General features: G+C 63.6%; 21 protein-coding genes. 8 read left to right on the forward strand and 13 right to left on the reverse strand.

Going from position 1 to position 22227, the window contains the following annotated elements; all coding sequences use genetic code 11:
• Window positions 1-17 precede the first annotated feature (17 nt).
• From SJI00_RS13135 to SJI00_RS13155, 5 genes are read right to left on the reverse strand one after another with little or no spacing between them, the layout of a single operon-like run.
• On the reverse strand, window positions 18-395 hold the full coding sequence (locus tag SJI00_RS13135; RefSeq protein ID WP_322462147.1) for a response regulator: 378 nt from the start codon (window positions 393-395) through the stop codon (window positions 18-20).
• 44 nt (window positions 396-439) lie between these two features.
• Window positions 440-1666: a hybrid sensor histidine kinase/response regulator gene (locus tag SJI00_RS13140; protein WP_322462148.1), complete on the reverse strand. Its 1227-nt coding sequence runs from the start codon at window positions 1664-1666 to the stop codon at window positions 440-442.
• On the reverse strand, window positions 1660-2235 hold the full coding sequence (locus tag SJI00_RS13145) for a chemotaxis protein CheB (RefSeq protein WP_322462149.1): 576 nt from the start codon (window positions 2233-2235) through the stop codon (window positions 1660-1662). Before SJI00_RS13145 ends, SJI00_RS13140 begins: the two co-directional genes overlap by 7 nt.
• Window positions 2232-3053 carry a CheR family methyltransferase gene (locus SJI00_RS13150; protein WP_322462150.1) on the reverse strand — a complete coding sequence of 274 codons (822 nt, stop codon included), beginning with the start codon at window positions 3051-3053 and terminating at the stop codon, window positions 2232-2234. Before SJI00_RS13150 ends, SJI00_RS13145 begins: the two co-directional genes overlap by 4 nt.
• A complete protein-coding gene (locus SJI00_RS13155; protein WP_322462151.1) occupies window positions 3050-6523 on the reverse strand; it encodes a response regulator in 3474 nt (1157 codons plus the stop codon). Before SJI00_RS13155 ends, SJI00_RS13150 begins: the two co-directional genes overlap by 4 nt.
• A gap of 251 nt (window positions 6524-6774) precedes the next feature.
• On the opposite strand from SJI00_RS13155, the gene SJI00_RS13160 reads away from it, so the two are divergent.
• Window positions 6775-7125, forward strand: coding sequence for a response regulator (locus tag SJI00_RS13160; protein WP_322462152.1), 351 nt, complete (start codon window positions 6775-6777; stop codon window positions 7123-7125).
• 6 nt (window positions 7126-7131) lie between these two features.
• On the opposite strand, the gene cobF is transcribed toward SJI00_RS13160, so the two are convergent.
• Window positions 7132-7884 (reverse strand): precorrin-6A synthase (deacetylating), encoded by a 753-nt coding sequence (gene cobF / locus SJI00_RS13165; protein WP_322462153.1) that lies wholly within the window; start codon window positions 7882-7884, stop codon window positions 7132-7134.
• A gap of 274 nt (window positions 7885-8158) precedes the next feature.
• On the opposite strand from cobF, the gene SJI00_RS13170 reads away from it, so the two are divergent.
• Together SJI00_RS13170 and gloA are read left to right on the forward strand one after the other, a co-directional pair.
• A complete protein-coding gene (locus SJI00_RS13170) occupies window positions 8159-8521 on the forward strand; it encodes a histone-like nucleoid-structuring protein, MvaT/MvaU family (RefSeq protein WP_322462154.1) in 363 nt (120 codons plus the stop codon).
• A 224-nt stretch (window positions 8522-8745) separates the two neighbouring features.
• On the forward strand, window positions 8746-9267 hold the full coding sequence (gene gloA / locus SJI00_RS13175; RefSeq protein ID WP_322462155.1) for a lactoylglutathione lyase: 522 nt from the start codon (window positions 8746-8748) through the stop codon (window positions 9265-9267).
• A gap of 478 nt (window positions 9268-9745) precedes the next feature.
• On the opposite strand, the gene SJI00_RS13180 is transcribed toward gloA, so the two are convergent.
• Complete coding sequence (locus SJI00_RS13180; protein WP_322462156.1) at window positions 9746-10567, reverse strand: shikimate 5-dehydrogenase; 822 nt, start codon at window positions 10565-10567, stop codon at window positions 9746-9748.
• 227 nt (window positions 10568-10794) lie between these two features.
• On the opposite strand from SJI00_RS13180, the gene SJI00_RS13185 reads away from it, so the two are divergent.
• Together SJI00_RS13185 and pbpG are read left to right on the forward strand one after the other, a co-directional pair.
• Window positions 10795-11148 carry a hypothetical protein gene (locus tag SJI00_RS13185; protein WP_322462157.1) on the forward strand — a complete coding sequence of 118 codons (354 nt, stop codon included), beginning with the start codon at window positions 10795-10797 and terminating at the stop codon, window positions 11146-11148.
• A 235-nt stretch (window positions 11149-11383) separates the two neighbouring features.
• A complete protein-coding gene (gene pbpG / locus SJI00_RS13190) occupies window positions 11384-12310 on the forward strand; it encodes a D-alanyl-D-alanine endopeptidase (RefSeq protein WP_322462158.1) in 927 nt (308 codons plus the stop codon).
• Between the two features lie 58 nt (window positions 12311-12368).
• On the opposite strand, the gene SJI00_RS13195 is transcribed toward pbpG, so the two are convergent.
• Together SJI00_RS13195 and SJI00_RS13200 are read right to left on the reverse strand one after the other, a co-directional pair.
• Window positions 12369-13025: a CoA transferase subunit B gene (locus SJI00_RS13195; RefSeq protein WP_322462159.1), complete on the reverse strand. Its 657-nt coding sequence runs from the start codon at window positions 13023-13025 to the stop codon at window positions 12369-12371.
• A gap of 33 nt (window positions 13026-13058) precedes the next feature.
• Complete coding sequence (locus SJI00_RS13200) at window positions 13059-13757, reverse strand: CoA transferase subunit A (RefSeq protein ID WP_322462160.1); 699 nt, start codon at window positions 13755-13757, stop codon at window positions 13059-13061.
• A 115-nt stretch (window positions 13758-13872) separates the two neighbouring features.
• Here SJI00_RS13200 and SJI00_RS13205 point away from each other — a divergent pair, with 115 nt between their 5' ends.
• The gene (locus SJI00_RS13205; protein ID WP_322462161.1) at window positions 13873-14778 is read left to right on the forward strand and encodes a LysR family transcriptional regulator; all 906 of its coding nucleotides are present in this window, start codon (window positions 13873-13875) and stop codon (window positions 14776-14778) included.
• Window positions 14766-15587: an aldo/keto reductase gene (locus tag SJI00_RS13210; RefSeq protein WP_322462162.1), complete on the forward strand. Its 822-nt coding sequence runs from the start codon at window positions 14766-14768 to the stop codon at window positions 15585-15587. Before SJI00_RS13205 ends, SJI00_RS13210 begins: the two co-directional genes overlap by 13 nt.
• A gap of 138 nt (window positions 15588-15725) precedes the next feature.
• Here SJI00_RS13210 and SJI00_RS13215 read toward each other — a convergent pair whose 3' ends face one another.
• The 4 genes from SJI00_RS13215 to lexA are packed head-to-tail and all read right to left on the reverse strand — an operon-like array spanning window position 15726 to window position 21465.
• The gene (locus tag SJI00_RS13215) at window positions 15726-18806 is read right to left on the reverse strand and encodes an error-prone DNA polymerase (RefSeq protein WP_322462163.1); all 3081 of its coding nucleotides are present in this window, start codon (window positions 18804-18806) and stop codon (window positions 15726-15728) included.
• A complete protein-coding gene (locus SJI00_RS13220) occupies window positions 18803-20221 on the reverse strand; it encodes a Y-family DNA polymerase (protein WP_322462164.1) in 1419 nt (472 codons plus the stop codon). Before SJI00_RS13220 ends, SJI00_RS13215 begins: the two co-directional genes overlap by 4 nt.
• Window positions 20222-20227: 6 nt before the next feature.
• Complete coding sequence (gene imuA / locus SJI00_RS13225) at window positions 20228-20848, reverse strand: translesion DNA synthesis-associated protein ImuA (protein WP_322462165.1); 621 nt, start codon at window positions 20846-20848, stop codon at window positions 20228-20230.
• A complete protein-coding gene (gene lexA / locus SJI00_RS13230) occupies window positions 20848-21465 on the reverse strand; it encodes a transcriptional repressor LexA (protein ID WP_322462166.1) in 618 nt (205 codons plus the stop codon). The genes imuA and lexA overlap by 1 nt, the downstream gene beginning before the upstream one ends.
• A gap of 92 nt (window positions 21466-21557) precedes the next feature.
• Between lexA and SJI00_RS13235 the strand changes: the two genes are divergently transcribed.
• The gene (locus tag SJI00_RS13235; protein WP_322462167.1) at window positions 21558-22220 is read left to right on the forward strand and encodes an HAD family hydrolase; all 663 of its coding nucleotides are present in this window, start codon (window positions 21558-21560) and stop codon (window positions 22218-22220) included.
• Window positions 22221-22227: the final 7 nt, after the last annotated feature.

A 22227-nucleotide genomic window follows, 5' to 3' on the forward strand; every position in this document is an offset into this window, starting at 1 on the left:
CGCAGCAAGCGCAGGGGTTATCTGAGCTGGTTCTGGATCTGCTCGTGCAAAGTGACCAGATCGAACGGCTTGGCCAGGATCGGCGCCTTGTGCGCGATCGGGCTGTCGGACTCACGGATTTCTGCCGGGTAGCCGCTGATGAAGATCACCTTCAGGTCTGGCCGCAGTTTCACGGCAGGCTCGGCAATCTGCACCCCGGAAATCCCCCCCGGCAGCCGATAGTCGGTGACGATCAGGTCCAGGTGCGGTTTGCTGGCCAGAATCGCGAAAGCCTGCGCGCCGTCTTCAGCCACCAGCACGTGGTAACCCTCGCCGGACAGGTAGTCCTGCAAAATGATCCGTATGGCTTCCTCGTCTTCGACGATCAGCACGACATCTTGTGCATCTTCACTCATGGCAACGCCTTCAAATTCAACAAGCTGCCTCTATGACCCCAGGCTCACGCAGAGGTTGCCTGCGCCTGATCGCTTTGTGCCGGTGCCGCGCAAAGCGGCAGATAAACGCTGAATGTCGAGCCCTGGCCTTCTTCGCTGTCGACCTCGATCCGCCCGCCATGGGCCAGTACGATCTGCTCGGAGATATACAGCCCCAGGCCCAAACCGCTGCGCGCATGCTGCGCCGAGACCCGCTCGAACTGCTGGAAAATGCGCTTCTGGTTCAACTGACTGATGCCGATGCCCTGGTCCTGCACCTGCACGCAGGCCGCGTTGCCGTCCTGGTGCATCCGTACTCGCACCGTCTTGCGGTCGCCATAACGCAGCGCATTGGACAGCAGATTGGCCAGCACCTGCTCGATCCGGAACTCATCCCACTCGCCCAGCATCGGACAACTGGCGCTGAGCTCGATCTGCGTCTCCAGCGATTCGGCCTGGGCACTGAACCGTTCGACCAGGTTGTGCAGCAGCGCACACAAGTCAAACGCCTTGGGCCGAATCGACAATTTGCCCGTGCGGATCCGCGACACGTCCAGCATGTCTTCGACCAGTCGGATCAGGCTGTTGATCTGCCGTTCGTCGCGTTCGACCATCAAGTGCAGCTTGTCGGGGGTGAACGCGGCCATGTTGTCGCGGGCCAGGTTCATCTTGCGCAGCTGGGTCTCCAGAATCAGGCCATTGAGCGGCGTACGCACCTCGTGCGAGACGATCGACATGAAGTCATCGCGCATGCGCACCGCATGCTCCAGGTCGGCCTGGGTCGACTGCAGCTTGGCCAGCAACAACGCCTGCTCCTGACGACCGCGCTCCAGTGCCTCTAGCTGACGATCGAGCACCTGGCGCTGGCGAAACAGGTCAACGAACACCGTTACCTTGCTCTTCACCGCCAGGGTGTCGAGCGGCTTGTGCAGAAAATCGACGGCGCCGCTTTCATAGCCCTTGAAGGCGTAGTCCATCTCGCGCCCTGCAGCGCTGACGAACACGATCGGAATGTGCTTGGTCTTTTCCATGCCGCGCATCAGTTCGGCCAGCTCGAAGCCATTCATGCCGGGCATCTGCACATCGAGGATGGCCAGGGCGAAGTCATGTTCGAGCAGCAACGACAGCGCCTGGTCGGCCGACAACGCCTGGTGCACCTCCCGGTCCTCGCCCTGGATCAGGGCCTGGAGGGCCAGCAGGTTTTCCGGCAGGTCGTCGACGATCAGCAGTTTCGCGGTGAGGTGGCTTAACATGCGCGGGGTTCCAAGGTGGCGAGCAACTGCCCGATACCGCTTAAAGAAAGAATGTGGTCAGGGGCATGCAACGCCAATGCCGCCTGCGGCATCAGCCCGACCTGTGCTTCATGGGGGTCCTGGACCACGGTCCGGCCGCCCTGTTGTTTGATGCTGGCAAGGCCCTTGGCGCCATCCTGGTTGGCGCCGGTCAGAACGATCCCCATCACGTTCGCGCCATAGGCATCGGCGGCAGACTCGAAAAGAAAGTCGATGGCCGGCCGGGAAAAATGCACCGGCTCTTCCTGACTCAGCGACAGGCTCAAATCGCGCTCCACCGACAGGTGATACCCCGGGCCTGCGACGTAGATCATTCCTAGCATGATACGTTCCTTGTCACGCGCTTCATGCACCGGCCGCCCCAGGCGCTGTTGCAAGACGGTCGCCAGGTGGCTGGGTCGGTCCTGCGGCAGGTGCAGCACACACAGGATCGGCAGGTTGAAGGCCATCGGCAGTTGCCCGAGCACCTCGAACAACGCTGCGACTCCGCCGGCCGAGGCACCGATGACGATGGCATGCGGCGTGGTCATGATTTGCGAAAGATCCGCTCAGGGCGCACCAGCGCCTTGAAACGATCGGCATAGGCCGAAAAGTCGACCGATTCCTTGCTGCCCAGCACCAGGAAACCCCGGTGGCACAACGACTCGTGAAACAAGCCGAACGCCCGGTCTTGCAGGGCCTTGTTGAAATAGATCATCACGTTGCGGCACGACACCAGCTGGGTTTCGGAGAACACGCTGTCGGTGGCCAGGCTGTGGTCGGCAAAGGTCACGTTGTCGCGCAGGCTGCTGTCCATGATGGCGTTGCCGTAGGCGGCGGTGTAGTACTCGGAGAAGTCCCGTCGCCCGCCTGCCTCGCGGTAGTTGCGCGCGTAGGTTTCGATGTTCTGCAGCGAGTAGATGCCCTGCTTGGCCCGCTCGAGCGAGTACGGATTGATGTCGGTGGCATAGAGGATGCTGCGCTCGAGCAGGCCCTCTTCGCGCAACAGGATGGCCATGGAGTAGACCTCCTCCCCCGTGCTGCAGCCGGCAATCCAGACCTTGATCGAAGGCCAGGTGCGCAACAGCGGCACCACCTCCTTGCGCAAGGCCAGGAAATGGCTGGGGTCGCGAAACATCTCGCTGACCGGAATCGTCAGGTATTGCAGCAGCTCCATGAACATGCTCGGGTCGTGCAGCACGCGTTCCTGCAAGGCCGACACCGTGCGGCACTCGAACTGGTTCACAGCGTGAAGGATCCGACGCTTGATCGAAGCGCCGGAGTAGTCGCGAAAGTCATAGCTGTACTTGAGGTAGATCGCCTCGATGAGCAGCCTGATTTCGATCTCGGTATCGCGGTCGATAGTCAAATTCGCTCCAGTTGCGGCAGCCACACGCGAATCAGCGAGAACAGTCGATCGAGGTCGATGGGCTTGGCCAGGTAATCGTTGGCGCCGGCCTGCAGACACCGCTGCTGATCGTCCTTCATCGCCTTGGCCGTGACCGAGATGATCGGCAGTTTGCGCCAGCGCGGCTGCTGGCGGATCAGGCGGGTGGCCTCGTAGCCGTCCATTTCCGGCATCATCACATCCATCAGCACCAGGTCGATGTCATCGTGCTGTTCCAGACGCTCGATGGCTTCGCGCCCGTTGCGGCCGATCACCACCACGGCCCCCTTGTGCTCCAGCGCACTGGTGAGGGCGAAGATGTTGCGCACATCGTCATCGACCAGCAGGATGCGCCGCCCCTCGAACACCTTGTCGCGGCTGCGTGCAGTCTTGAGCATGCGCTGACGCTCGTGGGACAGCTGCGATTCGACCTGGTGCAGGAACAGCGTCACCTCGTCGAGCAGGCGCTCGGGCGAGCGCGCACCCTTGATGATGATCGAGCGGGAATACTTGAGCAGCTCGGCTTCTTCTTCGCGGGTCAGGTTGCGCCCGGTGTAGACGATCACCGGCGGGAAGGCGCGGATGTCTTCGGCGGTCATGCGCTTGAGCAGCTCGTTGCCGAGCATGTCAGGCAGCTTGAGGTCGATGATCATGCAGTCATAGATGTTCTCGCGCAGCAGGTCCAAGGCCTCGTGGGCCGTGGCCACGTCGGTGATCTCGATGTCGTCGTCGCCGATCAGCCGGGCGATGCTCTCGCGCTGCAGGTCGTCGTCCTCTACCAGCAGGATGCGTTTGAGCTTTTGCGTCAGCTTGGCTTCGAGGCGACCGAACACCTCCTTGAGCTCGTCGCGGGTGGCGGGCTTGACCGCGTAACCGATGGCGCCCATGTGCAGGGCAGCCTCGACTCGGTCTTCGACCGAAATCACGTGCACAGGGATGTGCCGGGTCTCGGCCTGCTCCTTCAAACGTTGCAGCACGGTCAGCCCGGAATGATCGGGAAGGCGCATGTCCAGCAGCACCGCATCGGGCAAGTAACGCGAAGCCAGCTCGAAGCCCTCATCGGCGCCTTGGGCGTGCAGGCAGTTGTAGCCCAGCTCACGGGCGAGGTCATACAGGATGCGCGCAAAGTTCGGCTCGTCTTCGATGACCAGGATGCAGCGATTGCTGAACGGGGCCAGGTCACGGTCGTCGACAAACGCCGCGGGCTGAGCCGGCCTGGCGGCTGGCACACTGACCACCGGTACAGGCGCCGCCTGCATGCGCTCGAGCATGGGTCGCAGGTTTGGAGCCTGCTCAGGCAGCTCTTCGGCCTCGTAGCGTTCTGGCAGCGCCAGGCTGAACAGGCTGCCCTGCCCCGGCTGGCTGCGCACGGTGATCTGCCCGCCGAGCAGCTGCGCGAGGTCGCGCGAAATCGACAGGCCCAGGCCGGTGCCGCCGTAGCGACGGTTGCTGGTGCCATCGACCTGGTGGAACGCACCAAAGATCGCCTGCTGCTGGTCGGCGGCGATGCCGATGCCGCTGTCCTGCACGGCGAAGACGATGCCGTGTTCCGGCGCATGGCTGATGGTCAGGCTGACCTTGCCCTGCTCGGTGAACTTGATGGCGTTGGACAGCAGGTTCTTGAGGATCTGTTCCAGGCGCTGGCGGTCGGTGTAGAGGCTGGCCGGCACCTGCCCCTGGATCTGCACCTCAAGGGTCAGGCCCTTGTCGGCCGCCAAGGGCTGGAACATCCCGCGCAGGCCATCGACCAGACGCTCTATAGGCGTGTTTTCGGGGCGCATTTCCAGCTTGCCGGCTTCGACCTTGGCGATGTCGAGGATGTCGTTGATCAGGTTGAGCAGGTCGTTGCCGGCGGAATAGATGGAGTCGGCGAACTTGACCTGTTCGGCGGTGAGATTGCCGCCGGCGTTCTCACCCAGCAGCTTGGCCAGGATCAGCGAACTGTTGAGCGGCGTACGCAACTCATGGGACATGTTGGCGAGGAATTCGGACTTGTACTGGCTGGAGCGCTGCAGGTCATCGGCGCGCGCCTGCAGCTCCTTCTGCGCCATGTTGAGCTCGCTGTTCTTGCGATCGAGCGCGTCGGTACGCTCGGCCAACTGCTCGTTGGTCTGCTCGAGTTCGGCCTGCTGGGTCTCCAGGTGCGCCTGGGACTCCTTGAGCACCCGCGATTGCTCTTCGAGCTCTTCGTTGGCGGTTTTCAATTCTTCCTGCTGGACCTGCAGCTCCTCGTTGAGCTGCTGGGTTTCGGCCAGCACTTCCTGCAGACGCTGGCGGTAGCGCGCGCTTTCGATGGAGGTACCGAGGCTGCCGGCCAGCAGTTCGAGCAACTCTTCATCGCGAGGTTGCAGCGGGCGCAGAAAGCCCAGTTCGATCACCCCATTGACCTCGCCGTCATGGCTGGCGGGCACCAGCATGGCGCTGCGCGGCAAGCCGCTGCCAAGGCCGGAGCTCAAACGGTGGAAGCCGTCGGGCAGGTCGTCCAGACGCACCAGGCGCGACTGTTTGACCGCCTGGGCGAGCAGACCGTCATGGACAGACAGCCGCTGCTCACGCGCCTGTTGCTCGGCGTCCAGCCCGTAGCTGGCCACGCGGATCAGTTGGCCGTGTTCATCACGCGCGTAGACAGCTCCAACCACACTGCCCAGGTAGCTGGCAAAGAATCGCAGGATGCTGTTGCCCAGTAGCGGCAAGGTCAGTTGACCCAGCACTTCGCCCGATAGCTGGGTCTGGCCGCTGCGCAGCCAGGCCTGGTGCTCCAGGCGTTCGGCCGCGCGTTGCTGGGCCCAGAGGTTTTCATCGTAGCTGGCGGACAGGGCCAGGAGGTCGCGGCGCCCCAGGTAGGCCAGCAACGCGGTCAGCGCAACGATGAACAAGACGAAGCCGCTGATGGCCAGGGTGGTGGTCGTGCTTACCGTATCGGTACGGGTCATGCGCAACTGCTGTTCCTGACCGATGAAGGTAGCAAACTCTTTGCGCATTTCATCGGTGATCCGCTTGCCCCGACCACTGCCGATCGACTCGCGGAAATTACCGTTGGTGCGACGCTGATTGATGATTTCGGCGCCAAAGTCGTTCCACGCGCTCTGAAGCGATTTCAAGCGCTCGATGCGATCGACCTGCTGCGGGTTGTCGCTGACCATTTCCCGCAGCGCATTGAGGCTGCCGAAGATCTGCGGCTTGGCCACCTCGTAGGGGTCAAGGAAACGTTCGTCGCCCGTAATAAGGAAGCCGCGCATGCCGGTTTCCATGTCGATCGACAACTTGACGGTCTCATTGGCGTTGCCGATCACGCGGTCGGTGTGTTCCACCCACCTCATGGCCGCCAGCAGGTAGCTGACGATCGCCACGAAGGCCACGGCCCCCAGCAGGCCCACGCCCAGGGGCAAGCCAACGTTGCGGCTGAGCAGTTTGCGAAAACTGCGTTGGTCCATCGAAGCTGCTTGAATCATCAGGTAACGCCCGAGCGAATGAGGTCTGTTGAACGGTGCAGGAAAACGGCCTGGCCTGTGCTGGCGTGCTGCGCCACTCTGGAAAAGGGCATCAGTCTACCGGGCTTTGCCGTCGCAGGCAGGCCTTTAGCCAGTGTTGGATGACCGCGAGGTGCCAATCGTTCCATACCCGTGCACGACACTGGTATTCTGCGGAACTTCTACCCGTTGCCAGGCACTGAGTAGACACACCTATTGAACAGGATCTATCCATGCCTTTACTGGTTGTCGAAGACGACGACATTGTCCGGATGCTGACGGTCGAAGTGCTTGAAGAACTGGACTACACAGTGCTTGAAGCGGCGGACGCTGCCCAAGCGCTGAGCATCCTCAAGGATGCGAACCAGCCCCTGGATCTGCTCATGACCGATATTGGCTTGCCCGACCTCAGTGGCCAGGAGCTTGCGCAACTGGCACGGGAAATACGCCCGCTCCTGCCGGTGCTCTTTGCCAGTGGCTATGCAGAAAGCCTCAACGTGCCAGCAGGCATGCACATGATTGGCAAACCGTTCAGCATTGACCAACTGCGGCTCAAGGTCGAAGCGATCCTGGGCAAGCACTGAATACGCTCAGCACGGCATCCTTCGTAGTAAGTACGTGTCCATGATCCAGCCTTTGCGGATGCGAGCCGCTTCGCGTACTTGCACTATCCTGTCTCTCACTTCACTCAGCGGCCCGGCGATCAGCAGCTCATCGGGCGTACCCAGGTAAGCCCCCCAATAGATGAACAGCGCCTCGGCGTCGACCTGAGTGAACGTGCACTGCCCATCGAGCATCACGACGACATTATCGATGTGGCCGTGCCTGGCCAGTTGCCGCCCGGGCAGTACCGTCAGCGGTTCGCCAATGCGGTTGAGCGCAATCGCATGGCGCGCGGCCAGCGCCTGCACGCTGCTGATACCGGGAATGACTTCTACCGTTATATCCATGCCGCGTTCGCGTACAAGTGCCAGCATGCGCAATGTGCTGTCATACAAACCGGGGTCGCCCCATAACAGAAACGCGCCTGTTTCCCCATCCTGCAGTTGTTCTTCGAGCAGACGCTGGTACAACGCGGCGCGCTGTAGGTGCCAGGCCTGGACTGCGCCAACATAGTCGCGCGCCTGGCCGTCGCGCGCCGCGTCGGTAACTTCCACCACGCGATAACCGCCCTCTGGCACATGGCGCTGCAACAACTGAAGACGGGCATCGAGCAGTTCACGTGTGGGCGCGCCTTTGTTCAGCAGAAAGAACACCTGGCCCCGGCGAAGTGCATCCACGGCCTGCAAGGTGATCTGTTGCGGGTCGCCGGGACCGATGCCGATCAGTAACAGCTGTTTCATCGAATGTTCTCCATCTTCAATCAAAAGGTGCACGCGCATCACCAGGCATAGCGCTGTTTAATTTCCCGCACACACAAAATCTGTTGTACAAAATATTGGGTGTGATCGAACAACTAGTTACACCATTTTTCTGGAAAGTTTAGGTTTACCCCTTAGATACCGGCAACTACACTGCCCTTCAACGAACAGTTTCACCCACCTTCATGTGGCAGGCGGCAGTAGCCAAAGTCATGTTCGTGCGCCCGGCCACGGCTGTTTTACAGGAGTGATGCCAATGTCCAGACTCGCCGAGTTCCGCGCCGCGGAAAAAGCCTTGAAAGAACAACTTGCGCAACTCGAATCCATGAAACAAGACTCCGGCCTCAAGCGCGAAATCGAATTCGAGAAGAAACTGCTCGACCTGATGAAGGGCTATGACAAAGGGCTGCGTGAAATCATCGCCATCCTCGATCCCAAAGTCACTGGCAAGGCGCCTGCAGCGGCCGCCAAGCAGCACCGCCGTCCCCGCGTGATGAAAGTCTACGAGAACCCGCACAACGGTGAAATGATCGAGACCAAAGGCGGCAATCACCGCGGCCTGAAGGCCTGGAAAGAGCAATATGGCGGCGATACGGTAGAAACTTGGCTGCGCTCATGAAACATCAACAAACGCTTCACAGATTTTTCACAGCGCCGCGAGCATCATCAATCCAGCTAAAGGACTAGCGACCCCATCACGCGCCCGCACATGCGGGCCTCTAATTCCAGCGCCCCGCACCTCGTGCGGGGCGCTTTCATTTGTATGATCGCATTTCTTCCGTATCATGCTGATCTGTCTGTTTCGCTGGCGCCACAGGCCCGGCCTTGTTTTCTGGAGACCCCATGAGCCTGAACGATCTGCACACCTTGCCCGGCATCACCGCGCAACCCGACGCCGCCACTCGCAACTTCGTGTTCAACCACACCATGTTGCGGGTCAAAGACATCGAGAAGTCGTTGGACTTCTACACCCGGGTGTTGGGCTTCACCCTGGTCGACAAACGCGACTTCCAAGAAGCAGGTTTCAGTCTGTACTTCCTGGCCCTGGCCGACAAAAACAGCATTCCCGCCGACGACGATGCGCGTCATCAGTGGATGAAGTCGATCCCGGGTGTGCTGGAACTGACCCACAACCACGGCACCGAGAACGACGCTGACTTCGCCTATCACGATGGCAACAGCGACCCGCGTGGTTTTGGCCACATCTGCATCTCCGTGCCCGACGTGACCACGGCCTGCGCCCGCTTCGAGGCCCTGAACGTGCCCTTCCAGAAACGCCTGACCGATGGCCGCATGAAGCACCTGGCTTTCATCAAGGACCCCGATGGCTACTGGGTTGAAATCATCCAGCCTGCACCGATGTAACCTCCTCAGGGCGCCACACGTTCGTCGGGCGCCCCCGCCTCCAGCCTCGCTGTGGTGTCCCGCAGGTATCACCTTCCTGACCCCAGCGAGGGAGGCACCCTGCAAATCCTCCGCTGCCAGCACCGCAAGCACCCTCACCGCCAGGGCGATGGCGCATCCCGATTCTGCCCTGCCCTACGCCACCGGCGGCCTGATCAGTGACCCCCACGGGGCCTGTGAGTCGACGGTTGTGCCTGCCCCGGGACCTGAAGTTCATGGCTGCAGCATGCGCAGCGCGCGGGCGTTGGCTGTTGGGCCAGCAGCTCGAGGCACAGCCCTGGTGCTGTCAACGCGCGGCGCGGGCACCTTTGAGCGAGTGCCCGCGCTGGAGCTGCGGCAGTTTGCAGGCGCGAGCGTGCTCGCGAAAAATGCCCAGGCCCCGCGCCGTATCAGCTGCTCAGGTCAGCGTTGGGGTCTCTCCAAGCCAGCTCGCTGCTACTCAAGCCTGACGAGCAAAAGCGATAGCTTGCTGTACCTGGGCATCGCTCGGGCGTACGCCGGTGTACAGCACGAACTGCTCAAGCGCCTGCAAGGCAATGACCTCCAACCCGGTGATCACCGACTTGCCAGCAGCCTCGGCCTGCTTGATCAACGGCGTGCGCTCAGGCATCGCCACCACATCGAACACCCAGTGCGCGGCTGCAATCGCAGCTTCGGTAAATGCCAAGTGCTCGGCCTCAGGGCCTGCGGCCATGCCGATCGGCGTCACATTGATGAGCATCGGCGGGCTGAGCTCGCCCAGCTCACGCACCCAGCGGTAGCCGCAGGCATCGGCCAGCTCGCGGCCCGCTTGTTCGTTGCGCGCCACCAGCGTGCCGTCGGTAAAGCCGCTGTCGCGCAGGGCACAGGCTACCGCCTTGGCCATCCCGCCGCTGCCACGCAGGGCGAAAGCGGTACTCGGATCGACCTGACGGCCTTCGAGCAGCTGGCGTACGGCCAGGTAATCGGTGTTATAGGCCTTGAGGTGGCCGGCGTCGTTCACCACGGTGTTGATGGAGTCGATGGCCGCCGCCGAAGGGTCTATCTCGTCGACCAAGGCCATGCACGCTTCCTTGAACGGCATCGACACGCCGCAACCCCGGATACCCAGGGCGCGGATGCCCGCTACGGCGGCGGGCAGGTCGTGTGTGGTCATGGCCTTGTAGTAGTAGTTCAGGCCCAGCTGTTGATAGAGATGATTATGAAAGCGCACGCCGAAGGTGCCTGGGCGTCCGGCCAGGGAGATGCACAAGACGGTGTCTGCGCTGGGTGTGAGGGTCATGGTATTTCCTTGGAAGGGTAGCTGGCATCGCCAGGTGCCTGCATCAGGCTGCAGAACGTATCCTACAAACCTGAGGGCGGATGCAGAAGCGATTCACCTAAGATTCCTACTAGCCTGAGCCGTTTGTCCGACCTTACATAACCTTTACCCAGTCACCCTGCGCAACTTGGAGAAACGACGGTCATAGTGATACGCCCCAAACGTGGGGTGTCTTGGGAGGAGTTTGTATGAAGCGTCACATGCCCGTGATCGCGTTGCTGATCGGTGCCCTGGCCGTGAGTGGCCCGGCCGCCGCCCATGGCTGGCGTGGCGCAGGGCCGGTACTGGGCGCGGCGGTGGTGGGTGCAGTGGTGGGTGCGGCCGTGTCGGGCGGCCATAAGCGCCCGGTGTACGTGGAGCGCGAACCGACCTACTACGCCCCGCCACCGGTCTACGTCCAGGCGCCCCCTCAGCCGGTCTATTACGAACAACCCTACGTGGTAGAACGCTACGTGCCGGTGCCGCCGCCACCGCCGCCGCAGTACCGGCGTTACTACGGCCCGCCGCCGGGTTATTACTATGGCCCGCCGCCGCGCTGGTAGCCTGTCCAGACATCGTTGTCGTGTGTTGTGCCGTGTCCCCTTGCCCGCCGCTCTGGCGGGTTTTTTTCATTCTCAGTGGGGCGTCACGCGCGCGGTCGATGAAGTTTTTTTCATACCGTTCAGCCGCCTGAACAAGCAATCGACAGCGCTTGGCCCATACTCCACAATGCGCCGGTTTTTGAGGGGCAAAAGCCCTTTACAGCCAATGACATACCCACACTTAGTGAGTCTCGACGTGAAATCTTCCCTGTCCATTCTCAGCCTGCTGTTGTTGCTCACAGGCGCTGCAATGCTCCCCACTCCGGTGGCCGCGCAAACCCCGGCCCAGACACAGCGTGACCCGGCCAAACTGCATCTGGCCTCCGGCAGCGCCTTGTTGATTGACCTCAACACCCGGCAGGAGTTGTATTCCAGCCACGCCGAGCGCGTGCTGCCCATCGCCTCGGTGACCAAGCTGATGACCGCCATGGTGGTGCTGGACGCCAAGTTGCCGATGGATGAAATGCTCACCATGACCATCGCCAACAATCCTGACATGAAGGGCATCTATTCGCGCGTGCGCCTGGGTAGCGAGCTGAACCGCCGCGAAACCCTGCTGATCACCCTGATGTCGTCGGAAAACCGCGCCGCCACCAGCCTGGCCAATCACTATCCCGGCGGTTACGGCGCCTTTATCAAGGCCATGAACGCCAAGGCCCGCAGCCTGGGGATGAGCCATACGCGTTACGTCGAGCCCACCGGGTTGTCGACGCAGAATGTGTCTACCGCTCGCGACCTGGCCAAGCTGCTGATCGCTTCGCGCAGCTATCCGATGCTCAGCCAACTGTCGACCACCCGGGAAAAGACCGTGGCCTTCCGCAAGCCCAACTACACCCTGGGCTTTCGCAACACCGACCACCTGGTCAACAAGAGCAACTGGGACATCAACCTGACCAAGACCGGCTTCACCAACGAAGCCGGGCACTGCCTGGTGCTGCTGACCAAGATGGATAACCGTCCTGTAGCCATGGTGATCCTTGACGCGTTTGGCAAGTACACCCATTTCGCCGATGCCAGCCGCATGCGTCAATGGCTGGAAACCGGGGCCACCAAACCGGCCCCGGCGGTGGCAATGCAGTACAAGGCCGAGCGCCATCCGCGCACGCGATTGGCGGCAGAGTAGGTCTGGAGTGATTCAGGCGTGCCTTTTCGCAGTGCACGCCACGGAATGAGGCCTGACGTCAGAACGTCATTTCCTTCACGTCATCGGCCACGATCAGCTTGCCAGCGGTCTTCTCGACCACCTCCTGCACGGTGACCCCCGGCGCGGTCTCCCGCAAGATGAACGCGCCGTTCTCGATTTCCAGATAGGCGAGGTCGGTCAGCACCTTGCGAATGCAGCCGGCGCCGGTCAACGGCAGGCTGCAGCGGTCGAGCAGTTTGGATTCACCGTCCTTGGAGGCGTGGGTCATGGTGACGATGATGTTTTCCGCGCCGGCCACCAGGTCCATGGCGCCACCCATGCCCTTGACCAGCTTGCCTGGAATCATCCACGAGGCGATGTTGCCCTGCACATCGACCTCAAAGGCGCCGAGCACGGTGAGGTCGACGTGGCCGCCACGGATCATTGCGAACGACTGCGCCGAATCGAAGATCGAGGCGCCGCGCCGGGCGGTCACGGTCTGTTTGCCGGCATTGATCATGTCCGCGTCGAGTTGGCTTTCGGTGGGGAACTCGCCCATGCCGAGCAGGCCGTTTTCCGATTGCAGCATCACGTCCATGTCGGCCGGTACGTAGTTGGCCACCAGGGTCGGGATGCCGATGCCGAGGTTCACGTAGTAACCGTCTTTGAGTTCACGGGCGACGCGTTGCGCCATTTGTTCGCGGGTCAGGGCCATGGTCAGGTTCTCTTGTTGGAATGAGGCCAGGGCTCAGGCCTTGACGGTACGTTTTTCGATGCGTTTCTCGAACTGGCCGACGATCACCCGGTCGACGAAGATGCCAGGGGTATGTATCTCGCTGGGCAACAGCACGCCGGGCTCGACCAACTCCTCGACCTCCACCACCGTGATGCGGCCGGCCGTAGCGGCCAACGGATTGAAATTCTGCGCGGTGTTGCGATAGACGACATTGCCGTAATGGTCGGCCTTCCAACCTTTGACGATGGCGAAATCACCGGTAATGGCTTCTTCGAGGATGTAAGCGCGGCCATTGAACTCGCGCACTTCCTTGCCTTCGGCAACGGGCGTGCCGTAGCCGGTGGCGGTGTAGAACGCCGGAATGCCAGCACCGCCCGCACGCATCTTTTCCGCCAGGGTGCCCTGGGGCGTCAGCACCACTTCCAGCTCGCCACTGAGCAATTGCCGTTCGAACTCGGCGTTTTCACCCACATAGGACGCGATCATCTTGCGGATCTGGCGATTCTCAAGCAGCACGCCCAAGCCAAAACCGTCGACGCCGCAGTTGTTGGACACCACCGTCAGGCCTTTCACGCCGCGGCGCTTGACCTCGGCAATGAGGTTTTCCGGGATGCCGCACAAGCCAAAGCCGCCGGCCAGTACGGTCATGTCATCGGTGAGCCCGTCGAGGGCTTGTTCGTAGCTGGTGACGCGCTTGTCGAGTCCGGCCATGGTGCTCTGTCGCCTTGTAGGAAATGGGGAGTACTGGCATGTTCACGCTTGGCGACTGATTTGTTAATTTTGTTTTCGTGATTAATTGATAACCTTTGCAAATGAGGGTCCTACCGTGAACGTCAAGCAGCTCCGCGCCTTCGCCAGCGTGGCCAAGTTCCAGAGCTTCGCCCAGGCCGGGGAGCACCTGCATATTTCACAGCCAGCCCTGAGCCTGACCATCAAGGCGCTGGAGGAAAACCTCGGTGGCGCACTGTTCACCCGCACCACGCGGAGCGTCAGCCTGACCGCCGAGGGCGAGGTGCTACTGCCGCTGGCGCGGCGGCTGCTGGCCGAGTGGGATGACACCGAACAACAGCTGCGGCAGCGCTTCACCTTGCAGTTGGGGCGGGTGTCGGTGGCGGCCATGCCGTCGTTTGCAGGCAACCTGCTGCCGCCGGCGTTGAAGGTGTTTCGTCAGCGTTACCCGAAGGTCAATGTCACCGTGCATGACGTGATCAACGAGCAAGTCCTGGAACTGGTACGCCATCGGCGCGTCGAATTGGGCATCGGCTTTGAACCTGACAGTGGTGAAGGTTTGCATTTCCATCCGCTCTACCTGGACCGATTCGTGGCCGTGGTACCGGCCGATTCGCACCTGGCAACGCGCTCGCAGGTGGCCTGGAGCGACCTGCTCGGTGAAGATTTCATCGCCTTGCAGCGCCCCTCTGCCGTGCGTCTGCTGCTCGAAGAGCACGCCCCGGTGGCGGCCGGCCCACTGGCGGTTGCGTTCGAAAGCCACCAGTTGTCGACGATCGGGCGCATGGTCGCCAGTGGCCTTGGCGTGAGCGCGGTGCCGGCGCTGTGCATCCAGCAGATGCAGGAGCTGGGCGCACGCTGCGTGACATTGGTCGAGCCCTGCGTAGAGCGGCGCATCGGCGTCATTGCGCTGCGTGACCAGAAACTTTCTACCGCTGCCCAGGCGTTGCTCGATGTCGTGCTGGCCCATACACAGATCCCGGAGGTGACATGCACTACATGAAATTGGCAGGTTGCGAGGTTCCAGTCATTGGCCAAGGAACGTGGTACATGGGGGAACGCAGCGATCAGCAGGCGGCGGAAGTCGCGGCCTTGCAACAAGGTATCGACCTTGGCTTGACCCTGATCGACACCGCTGAAATGTATGCCGAAGGCGGCGCCGAGCAGGTGGTGGGCAAGGCCATCGCCGGGCGCCGCGACAAGGTCTGCCTGGTCAGCAAGGTCTACCCGCACAACGCCAGCCGGCGTGGCGTGCCTGAGGCGTGCGAACGCAGCCTCAAGCGGCTGGGCACCGATCATCTCGACCTGTACCTGCTGCACTGGCAGGGCCAGCACCCGTTGGAGGAGACCCTCGAGGCCTTCGAGCGCCTGCGTGAACAAGGCAAGATCGGCGCCTGGGGGGTGTCCAATTTCGACTTGGCCGACATTCAAGGCCTGCCCTCCTCGGCCTGTGCAGCCAACCAGGTGCTGTACAATCCTGACCAGCGCGGTATCGAATTCGACCTGTTGCCGTGGAGTCGGGCCAAAGGCATGCCGGTCATGGCCTACTGCCCGCTGGCGCAAGGCGGGCGTTTTCTCGATCACGGGGTTTTGGCCGACATCGCTGAACAGCATGGGGCGACACCGGCCCAGGTCAGCCTGGCCTGGGTGACCCATGGCGGCGGCGTGATCGCGATTCCCAAGGCCGTGAAGCCCGAGCATGTGCAGCTCAACGCAGCGGCTGGCGCCTTGCGCTTGACCGACCAGGACCTGCAAGCCATCGACGAGGCTTTTGCGCCACCGACGCACAAGCACAGATTGGCGATGGTCTGAGGCTGCGGGGCCGGCGGTATAGCTAAGCCCCACCCCTCATCCACTCGCTCAGGGCGGCAACACCGCCCTGATCCAGAGATTGCACACCGTGTGTCAGAGGCCTTGCAGCCAACGCCCCGGCAGACCTCCACCGGCGCCCTAATGGAAGTCGCGACTGCGCACCTCCAGCCCATGCAGCATCGGGCTGATGTCATCCAGACGCTTGGCAATCAGATGCCTGACCTCGCCCTGCTGCTCCAAGCGCCCGCTCACCTTGAGCAAACGTGAGCCCACCAGGGCTTGGCGCTGACGTTCGGCCAGCGCCTTCCAGACCACGACATTGACCAGGCCGAACTCGTCTTCCAGGGTAACGAACGTCACCCCACTGGCAGTCTGTGGGCGTTGCCGGCCGACCACGATGCCGGCCATGGCCAAGGTGTCGCCGTGCGCCAGGCTGCCGAGCTCGGCGGCGCTGCGACAGCCCAGGGCACGCAGGCGGGGTCTGAGCAGCGCCAGTGGGTGTGGACCCAGCGTCGTGCCCAGCGACTGGTAGTCTGCCGCCACATCCTCGTCCACGGTGGGCGCCGGCAACTCGACCGGTACCTCCGTCTGCGGCTCCACGTCTGCGAACAACGGCAACTGGGCCTGCACCGCCGCCACTGCCCAACGCGCCTGATGCCGATGACTGACCAACGCCTGCAATGCGCCGGCATCGGCCAGCTGAGCACGCGCGCGGGCGTCCAGACCACTGCGCAGGCACAGGTCTGCGACATCCCGCCAGGGCCGTTGCAGGCGCGCCTGCACCAGGCGCTGGGCATCGGCCTCGACGAAGCCGCGGATCTGCCGTAACCCCAGGCGAATGGCCAGCGCCTGCCCGTGCAGCGGTTCCAGCGTGCAATCCCACTGGCTGTGCTGCACGTCCACAGGGCGCACTTCGATGCCTTGGCGCCGCGCTTCCTGTAGCAGCTGGTCGGGGCTGTAGAAGCCCATTGGCCAGCTGTTGATGAGCGCGCAGGTGAAAATCGCCGGCTCGTGGCATTTCAGCCAACTGCTGGCATAGCAGAGCAACGCGAAACTGGCCGCGTGCGACTCTGGGAAGCCATAACTGCCAAAGCCCTTGATCTGCTCGAACACGCGCTCGGCAAAGGCCGCTTCATAGCCGTTGCGCAGCATGCCCTGCAGCAGCCGCTGGCGGTGTGGCTCCAGCCCGCCATGGCGCTTCCAGGCGGCCATGCTGCGGCGCAGCTGGTCAGCTTCACCGGGGGTGTAGTCGGCGGCGACCATGGCCAGCTCCATGACCTGCTCCTGAAACAACGGCACGCCCAAGGTGCGGGCGAACACCTCCTTGAGCGCCGGCGATGGGTAGCTGATGGGCTCTTCGCCCATGCGCCTGCGCAGAAACGGATGCACCATGTCGCCCTGGATCGGTCCGGGACGGACGATGGCGACCTCGATCACCAGGTCATAGAAGGTGCTGGGTTTGAGCCGCGGCAGCATGGCCATCTGCGCACGTGATTCGATCTGGAACACGCCCATGGTTTCGGCGCGGCTGATCATGGCGTAGGTGGCCGGGTCTTCCGGCGGAATGGTTGCCAGGGTCAGGTGCCGACCACGGTGCAGGTGCAGCAGGTCGAAACAGCGGCGCAAGGCGCTGAGCATGCCCAGGGCAAGAATATCGACCTTGAGCAGGCCGACCATGTCGAGGTCGTCCTTGTCCCACTGGATGACCGTGCGCTCGGCCATTGCGGCATTTTCCACCGGCACGAGCTGATGCAACGGCTGCTCGCTGATGACGAAACCTCCGGGGTGCTGCGACAGGTGGCGAGGGAAGCCGATCAGTTCGCCAGCCAGTACCAGAATGCGCCGCAGCCAGGGGCTGTCTGCCTGGAAACCCGCTTCGGCCAGACGCTGAGCATCGGGAATGCGGTCACTCCAGCGGCCACAGCATTTGGCCAGCGCGTCGATCTGCTCGCCCGGCAAGCCCAGCACCCGGGCGACATCGCGCACCGCGCCGGCGGCATGGTAGGTGCTGACCACCGCCGTGAGCGCCGCGCGCTGGCGGCCATAGCGGCGGAACACGTACTGAATGACCTCTTCGCGGCGGTGGTGCTCGAAATCCACGTCGATGTCGGGCGGCTCGTTACGCTCGCGCGACAGAAACCGCTCGAACAGCAAGCGGTGCTGCATGGGATCGAGTTCGGTGATGCCGAGCACGAAACACACCACCGAGTTGGCCGCAGAGCCGCGCCCCTGGCAAAGGATGTGCTGGCTGCGGGCAAAGGCGACGATGTCGTGCACGGTGAGAAAATAGCTGTCGTAGCCCAGCTCTTCGATCAGCGCCAGCTCCCGCTGCAGCGCCTCAAGCACAGCCTGGCTGGGCCCCTGCGGCCAGCGCCGGGGCAGGCGCGCCTCGCACAGGCTGCGCAGCCAGCTGGCCGGGGTCTGGCCTGCGGGCACCAGCTCGCGCGGGTACTGGTAACTCAGCTCGCTCAGGTCGAAGCGGCAGCGCTCGGCGACCGCCACGGTTTCGCGCAGCCACTGTGCGGGGTACAGCTCGCTCAGTTGCGCCTGGCTGCGCAAGTGCCGCTCACCGTTGGCGAACAGGGACGCCCCGGCCTCGGCCACGGTACAGCGCTGGCCGATGGCGGTGAGGCAATCTTGCAAGGCACGCCGGCCCCGCACATGCATGTGCACATCGCCACAGGCCAACGCCGGGATGCCGACCTCCTGGGCGAGGCGGCGCAACTGGGCGGTGCGCCCGGCGTCGTCGCTGCCGCGGTGCAGGTGCACGCCGAGCCATAGCTGGCTGCCGAACAAGGCCCGCAGGGCATGGCCCGTGGCGGGCTCTGGCACAGGCTCCGGCAGCCACAGCGCGATCAGCCCTTGCACATGCGCCGGCAGGTCTTCGGCCAGCACACGGTAGTGGCCTTTGCCCGCCCGGCGCCGGGCCAGGGTGATCAGTGCGCAGAGGTTCTGGTAGCCCTGCAGGTTCTCGACCAGTAGCACCAGCTTGGGGCCGCCGTGCACTCGCACTTCGCTGCCGACGATCAGTGCGACCTCATGGTTTTTCGCCGCCTGCCAGGCGCGCACGATGCCGGCCAGGGTGCACTCATCGGTGATGGCCAGCGCGCGATACCCCTGTTGCCGCGCACGGCGCATCAGCTCGTCGGCACTGGAGGCACCGCGCTGGAAGCTGAAATTGGACAGGCAATGCAGCTCGGCGTACTCGAAGTGGCTCATGCGAACCAGCCTTGCAGCCACACCGGCCCCGGCTGGCCGAGGTCCTGGTAGGCCCAGCCGCGCAAGCCGTCGCGGGTTTCAATGCGAAAATAATCGCGGCGCACGTCGCCGCCGTCCCACCAGCCAGACTCGATGCGTTCAGCCTGGCCGAGCAAGGTGAAAGTGCTGGGCGGTAATGCCTGGGGTTCGGCCAACAGCCAGCCGGGGCGCATCGCCACGGCGCCCGCCACAGGCCCGCCAACGGGGCTGGCCAGCGCACGCCAGGCCTGTTCCGGGCGGTGGTCGGCCTGGGCGCTGAGGCCCTTGACCGCCGCATCGCCCAGCCGCGCCCGCAAGCGCTCGCGCAACTGATCCCAGGAGTGGCTCTGCGCCGGGCGTGCATCGAACAGGCTGTGGTGGGTCGGCACGAAGGCCGGCAGGTCATCCACCCGCAGGCGCAGGGTGCGCACCGGCGCAGGCAGCTGCAGCGCTTCCAGGCGCCCACGGGTCAGCTCGAACAGCAGCGCGGCCTCTCGCTCGGCGCTGAGCAGCCCGACCTTGAGCAGTGTGCTTGCACCGTCTGCATGCTCCAGATGCAGGTCCAGGCGCTGCACGCCACTGTCACGCGCAGCCAGGAATACCGCCAGGTCGTTGATCAAGCGGCGCACGGGGAACAGCAGCGCCTGATGCGACTCGACGTCGAAATTCAGTTCCAGGCGCGATTCGAAGCGCTCCGGCGGCTGATAGAACGCCAGCGGCACACTGCGTAACCCGAGTAATTGATCCAGATGCAGCTGCACGCTGGCTGCGAAGCGGCGCGCCAGCGCAGATCGAGGCAGCGCCAGGACCTGGTCGAGGCGACGCAGGCCCATGCGGCTGAAGGCCTGTACGGCGTCTTGGGGCAAGCCGATGCGGTCGATGGGCAGCAGCGCAAGGGCCGCGCGAGTGTGCTCCTGGCAGGTCAGCGCCAGGCCATCATGGACATTGGCCAGCATCCGCGCCGCGGCAGGGCTGCTGGCCAGGACGATACGCTGCCTCAAGCCCATGGCATCCAGTTGCTCGCGCATGCGCGCCTGCAACACCGACCAAGGTCCGAACAACTGCAGGCTCGAGCCCACTTCCAGCAGTAACGCGCGCGGATAGTGCAGGCTCACCTGAGCGCTGTAGCCGTAGGCCCAGGCGGCGAGCAGTTGCTGGACCTGCTCGATGCGCGCAGGGTCGGCCTCGACGCAGGTGAAGCCTTCGGCCAGGGCACGCGCGGCGGTCAGGCTCTGCCCGGCCCGCAGGCCCAGGCGGGCCGCGGCCGGATTGACCGCCTGCAACACGCGGCGCTGCAGCGGGCCGGTGATCAGCACCAGGGGGGCGTGCGCGTCATCGCGGTCGCGCAGAACGGTGTCCAGTGCCAATTGCGGCAGGACGATGCAGGCCCAGAGCATGCGCCATCAACCCCGACCGGTGCAGGCAATGGGCCTGGCCGGTGCCTGCCCACCCCGGCACTTGAGCACTCGCCACTGAGCCGGGCGCGTGTCGATGGCGATGCGCAGCGCCGCGGGCGAGGCATTCAGCGCGGCCTGTTGCCCGCGACAGGCGATCGCCAGGGCCTGGCCGGTTTCGGCCGCCACGTGCAAGCGGCGCAAGGCGCGATCGTCGGCGCGCTGCGGCCAGCACAGCACCGCCGCACAACTGCCCGAGCGCAGACATTGTTCGGCCGCCCAAAGCACCTCATCGGGCTCGGCATCGACCTGGGCCAACCAGCGCAGGTCGACACCCGCCGCGAGCCAGGCAGGGGCATAGGGAATGAACGGGGGCGCCACCAGCACCACCCGCCCCTGCTCGCGGGTCAGGCGCGCCAGGGATGGCCAGAGCAGCTGCAATTCCCCGCAACCGGGGCTGGCGAGCAACAGCTCACTGAGTGCGGCGGCCGGCCAGCCCCCTTCGGGCAAGCGCTCATCCAGCGCCGGGTGGCCGGTAGGCTGTTGCCCGGCGGTGCGTACCTGCGGTTGCCGGCCACGCCAGACCTGGCGTTGTTCGAGCAGACGCTCGAGGTCGACCACCGCGCTCATCAATCGCGCCTCACCAGGCCGCAGAACACCCCTTCGATCACCAGGTCGTGCTCGGGCCCGACGTCGATCGGCGCGTAGGCGGGGTTGCGCGGCATCAGCCGGTAACCGCCGGGCAGGCGTTGCAGACGCTTGATGGTCACTTCGCCGTCCAGACGCGCGACCACTACCTGGCCCTCGTGGGCCTCGCCCTGCTGGCGGATGCCGACCAGGTCACCGTCAAGGATCCCGTCACCGATCATCGAGTCTCCGCGCACCTTCAGCAGGTAATCCGGGGTCCGGCGGAACAGGCTCGGGTCGATCAGCAGGCGTTCGTGGATGTCGATATCCGGGCCGATGGGTGCACCGGCGGCCACCCGGCCCAACACCGGTAACTCGAGCAGCTCCGGCCGACGTGGTGCATCGGCCAGGCGAATGCTGCGCGCCTGATTGGGCGTGACGTCTATGTAACCGGCCTGGCACAGGGCTGTGATGTGCTTGCGGGCCACACTGCGCGAGGCAAAGCCGAAGCGCGTGGCGATGTCGGCCAGGCTGGGCGGCTGGCCGTGTTCGAGAATGCGCTCGCGGATGAAATCGAGAATGGCGCGGCGCTTGGGGGTCAAGGTATCCATGGAGCACATTTGTACTCTTTTCCGTAAAATCTGAACAGCCCCCTTTGTCGCTCAGATGGGTATCATTCGTTTCTCTTCGCTGCAAATGATCTGGATCGCCCATGCTTACCGCGCTGCTGTTCGACCTCGATGGAACCCTCACCGACACCGATACCTTGCACCTGCAAGCCTTCCGCGACCTGCTTCACGAATACGACGGGCGCGCCTTGAGCCAGGAAGCGTTCGAGGAAACAATCAGCGGCCAGGCCAATGCACATCTGTTTGCCCAGTTGTTTCCCGAGCTCTCGCTCGCTGACCGTCAGGCCATGGCCGAGCGAAAAGAAGCGCTGTTCCGAGACCGCTCGCCCACGCTCAAACCCCTGCCCGGCCTACTGCGCCTGCTGGAGCACGCACGCCGGGTCGAGATGGGCCTGTGCGTGGTCACCAATGCCCCGCGCCTGAATGCCGAACACATGCTGCGGGCCTTGGGCTTGGAGCAGGCGTTCGCGCATGTGCTGGTCGCAGACGAGCTACAGCGGCCAAAGCCCGATCCACTGCCCTACCTCACCGGCCTTGAGCGCTTGGGCGCTGCGGCTGGCCAAGCTCTGGCGTTCGAGGATTCGGTTCCGGGCGTGACCGCGGCCAGCGCGGCGGGTATCTACACGGTGGCCCTGAGCACGACGCAATCGCCCGAGCGCCTGCTGGCGGCCGGCGCGCAATTGGTGATCGACGATTTCAACGACCCACGCCTGTGGGCCTTGATCGAGGCTCACCGCCAGCCCTGAGCAGGCG

Source organism: Pseudomonas gebzensis (assembly GCF_034427815.1).
Lineage (GTDB): Bacteria > Pseudomonadota > Gammaproteobacteria > Pseudomonadales > Pseudomonadaceae > Aquipseudomonas.

What these genes read in the sequence shown, in the direction of transcription:
- SJI00_RS13215 (WP_322462163.1), bottom strand. Translation starts at nt 18,806, where the DNA reads ATGAGCCACTTCGAGTACGCCGAGCTGCATTGCCTGTCCAATTTCAGC.
- SJI00_RS13140 (WP_322462148.1), bottom strand. Translation starts at nt 1,666, where the DNA reads ATGTTAAGCCACCTCACCGCGAAACTGCTGATCGTCGACGACCTGCCG.
- SJI00_RS13170 (WP_322462154.1), top strand. Translation starts at nt 8,159, where the DNA reads ATGTCCAGACTCGCCGAGTTCCGCGCCGCGGAAAAAGCCTTGAAAGAA.
- SJI00_RS13160 (WP_322462152.1), top strand. Translation starts at nt 6,775, where the DNA reads ATGCCTTTACTGGTTGTCGAAGACGACGACATTGTCCGGATGCTGACG.
- SJI00_RS13200 (WP_322462160.1), bottom strand. Translation starts at nt 13,757, where the DNA reads ATGGCCGGACTCGACAAGCGCGTCACCAGCTACGAACAAGCCCTCGAC.
- lexA (WP_322462166.1), bottom strand. Translation starts at nt 21,465, where the DNA reads ATGTGCTCCATGGATACCTTGACCCCCAAGCGCCGCGCCATTCTCGAT.
- SJI00_RS13185 (WP_322462157.1), top strand. Translation starts at nt 10,795, where the DNA reads ATGAAGCGTCACATGCCCGTGATCGCGTTGCTGATCGGTGCCCTGGCC.
- SJI00_RS13135 (WP_322462147.1), bottom strand. Translation starts at nt 395, where the DNA reads ATGAGTGAAGATGCACAAGATGTCGTGCTGATCGTCGAAGACGAGGAA.
- gloA (WP_322462155.1), top strand. Translation starts at nt 8,746, where the DNA reads ATGAGCCTGAACGATCTGCACACCTTGCCCGGCATCACCGCGCAACCC.
- SJI00_RS13195 (WP_322462159.1), bottom strand. Translation starts at nt 13,025, where the DNA reads ATGGCCCTGACCCGCGAACAAATGGCGCAACGCGTCGCCCGTGAACTC.
- SJI00_RS13180 (WP_322462156.1), bottom strand. Translation starts at nt 10,567, where the DNA reads ATGACCCTCACACCCAGCGCAGACACCGTCTTGTGCATCTCCCTGGCC.
- SJI00_RS13210 (WP_322462162.1), top strand. Translation starts at nt 14,766, where the DNA reads ATGCACTACATGAAATTGGCAGGTTGCGAGGTTCCAGTCATTGGCCAA.
- SJI00_RS13220 (WP_322462164.1), bottom strand. Translation starts at nt 20,221, where the DNA reads ATGCTCTGGGCCTGCATCGTCCTGCCGCAATTGGCACTGGACACCGTT.
- cobF (WP_322462153.1), bottom strand. Translation starts at nt 7,884, where the DNA reads ATGAAACAGCTGTTACTGATCGGCATCGGTCCCGGCGACCCGCAACAG.
- SJI00_RS13235 (WP_322462167.1), top strand. Translation starts at nt 21,558, where the DNA reads ATGCTTACCGCGCTGCTGTTCGACCTCGATGGAACCCTCACCGACACC.
- SJI00_RS13145 (WP_322462149.1), bottom strand. Translation starts at nt 2,235, where the DNA reads ATGACCACGCCGCATGCCATCGTCATCGGTGCCTCGGCCGGCGGAGTC.
- imuA (WP_322462165.1), bottom strand. Translation starts at nt 20,848, where the DNA reads ATGAGCGCGGTGGTCGACCTCGAGCGTCTGCTCGAACAACGCCAGGTC.
- SJI00_RS13155 (WP_322462151.1), bottom strand. Translation starts at nt 6,523, where the DNA reads ATGATTCAAGCAGCTTCGATGGACCAACGCAGTTTTCGCAAACTGCTC.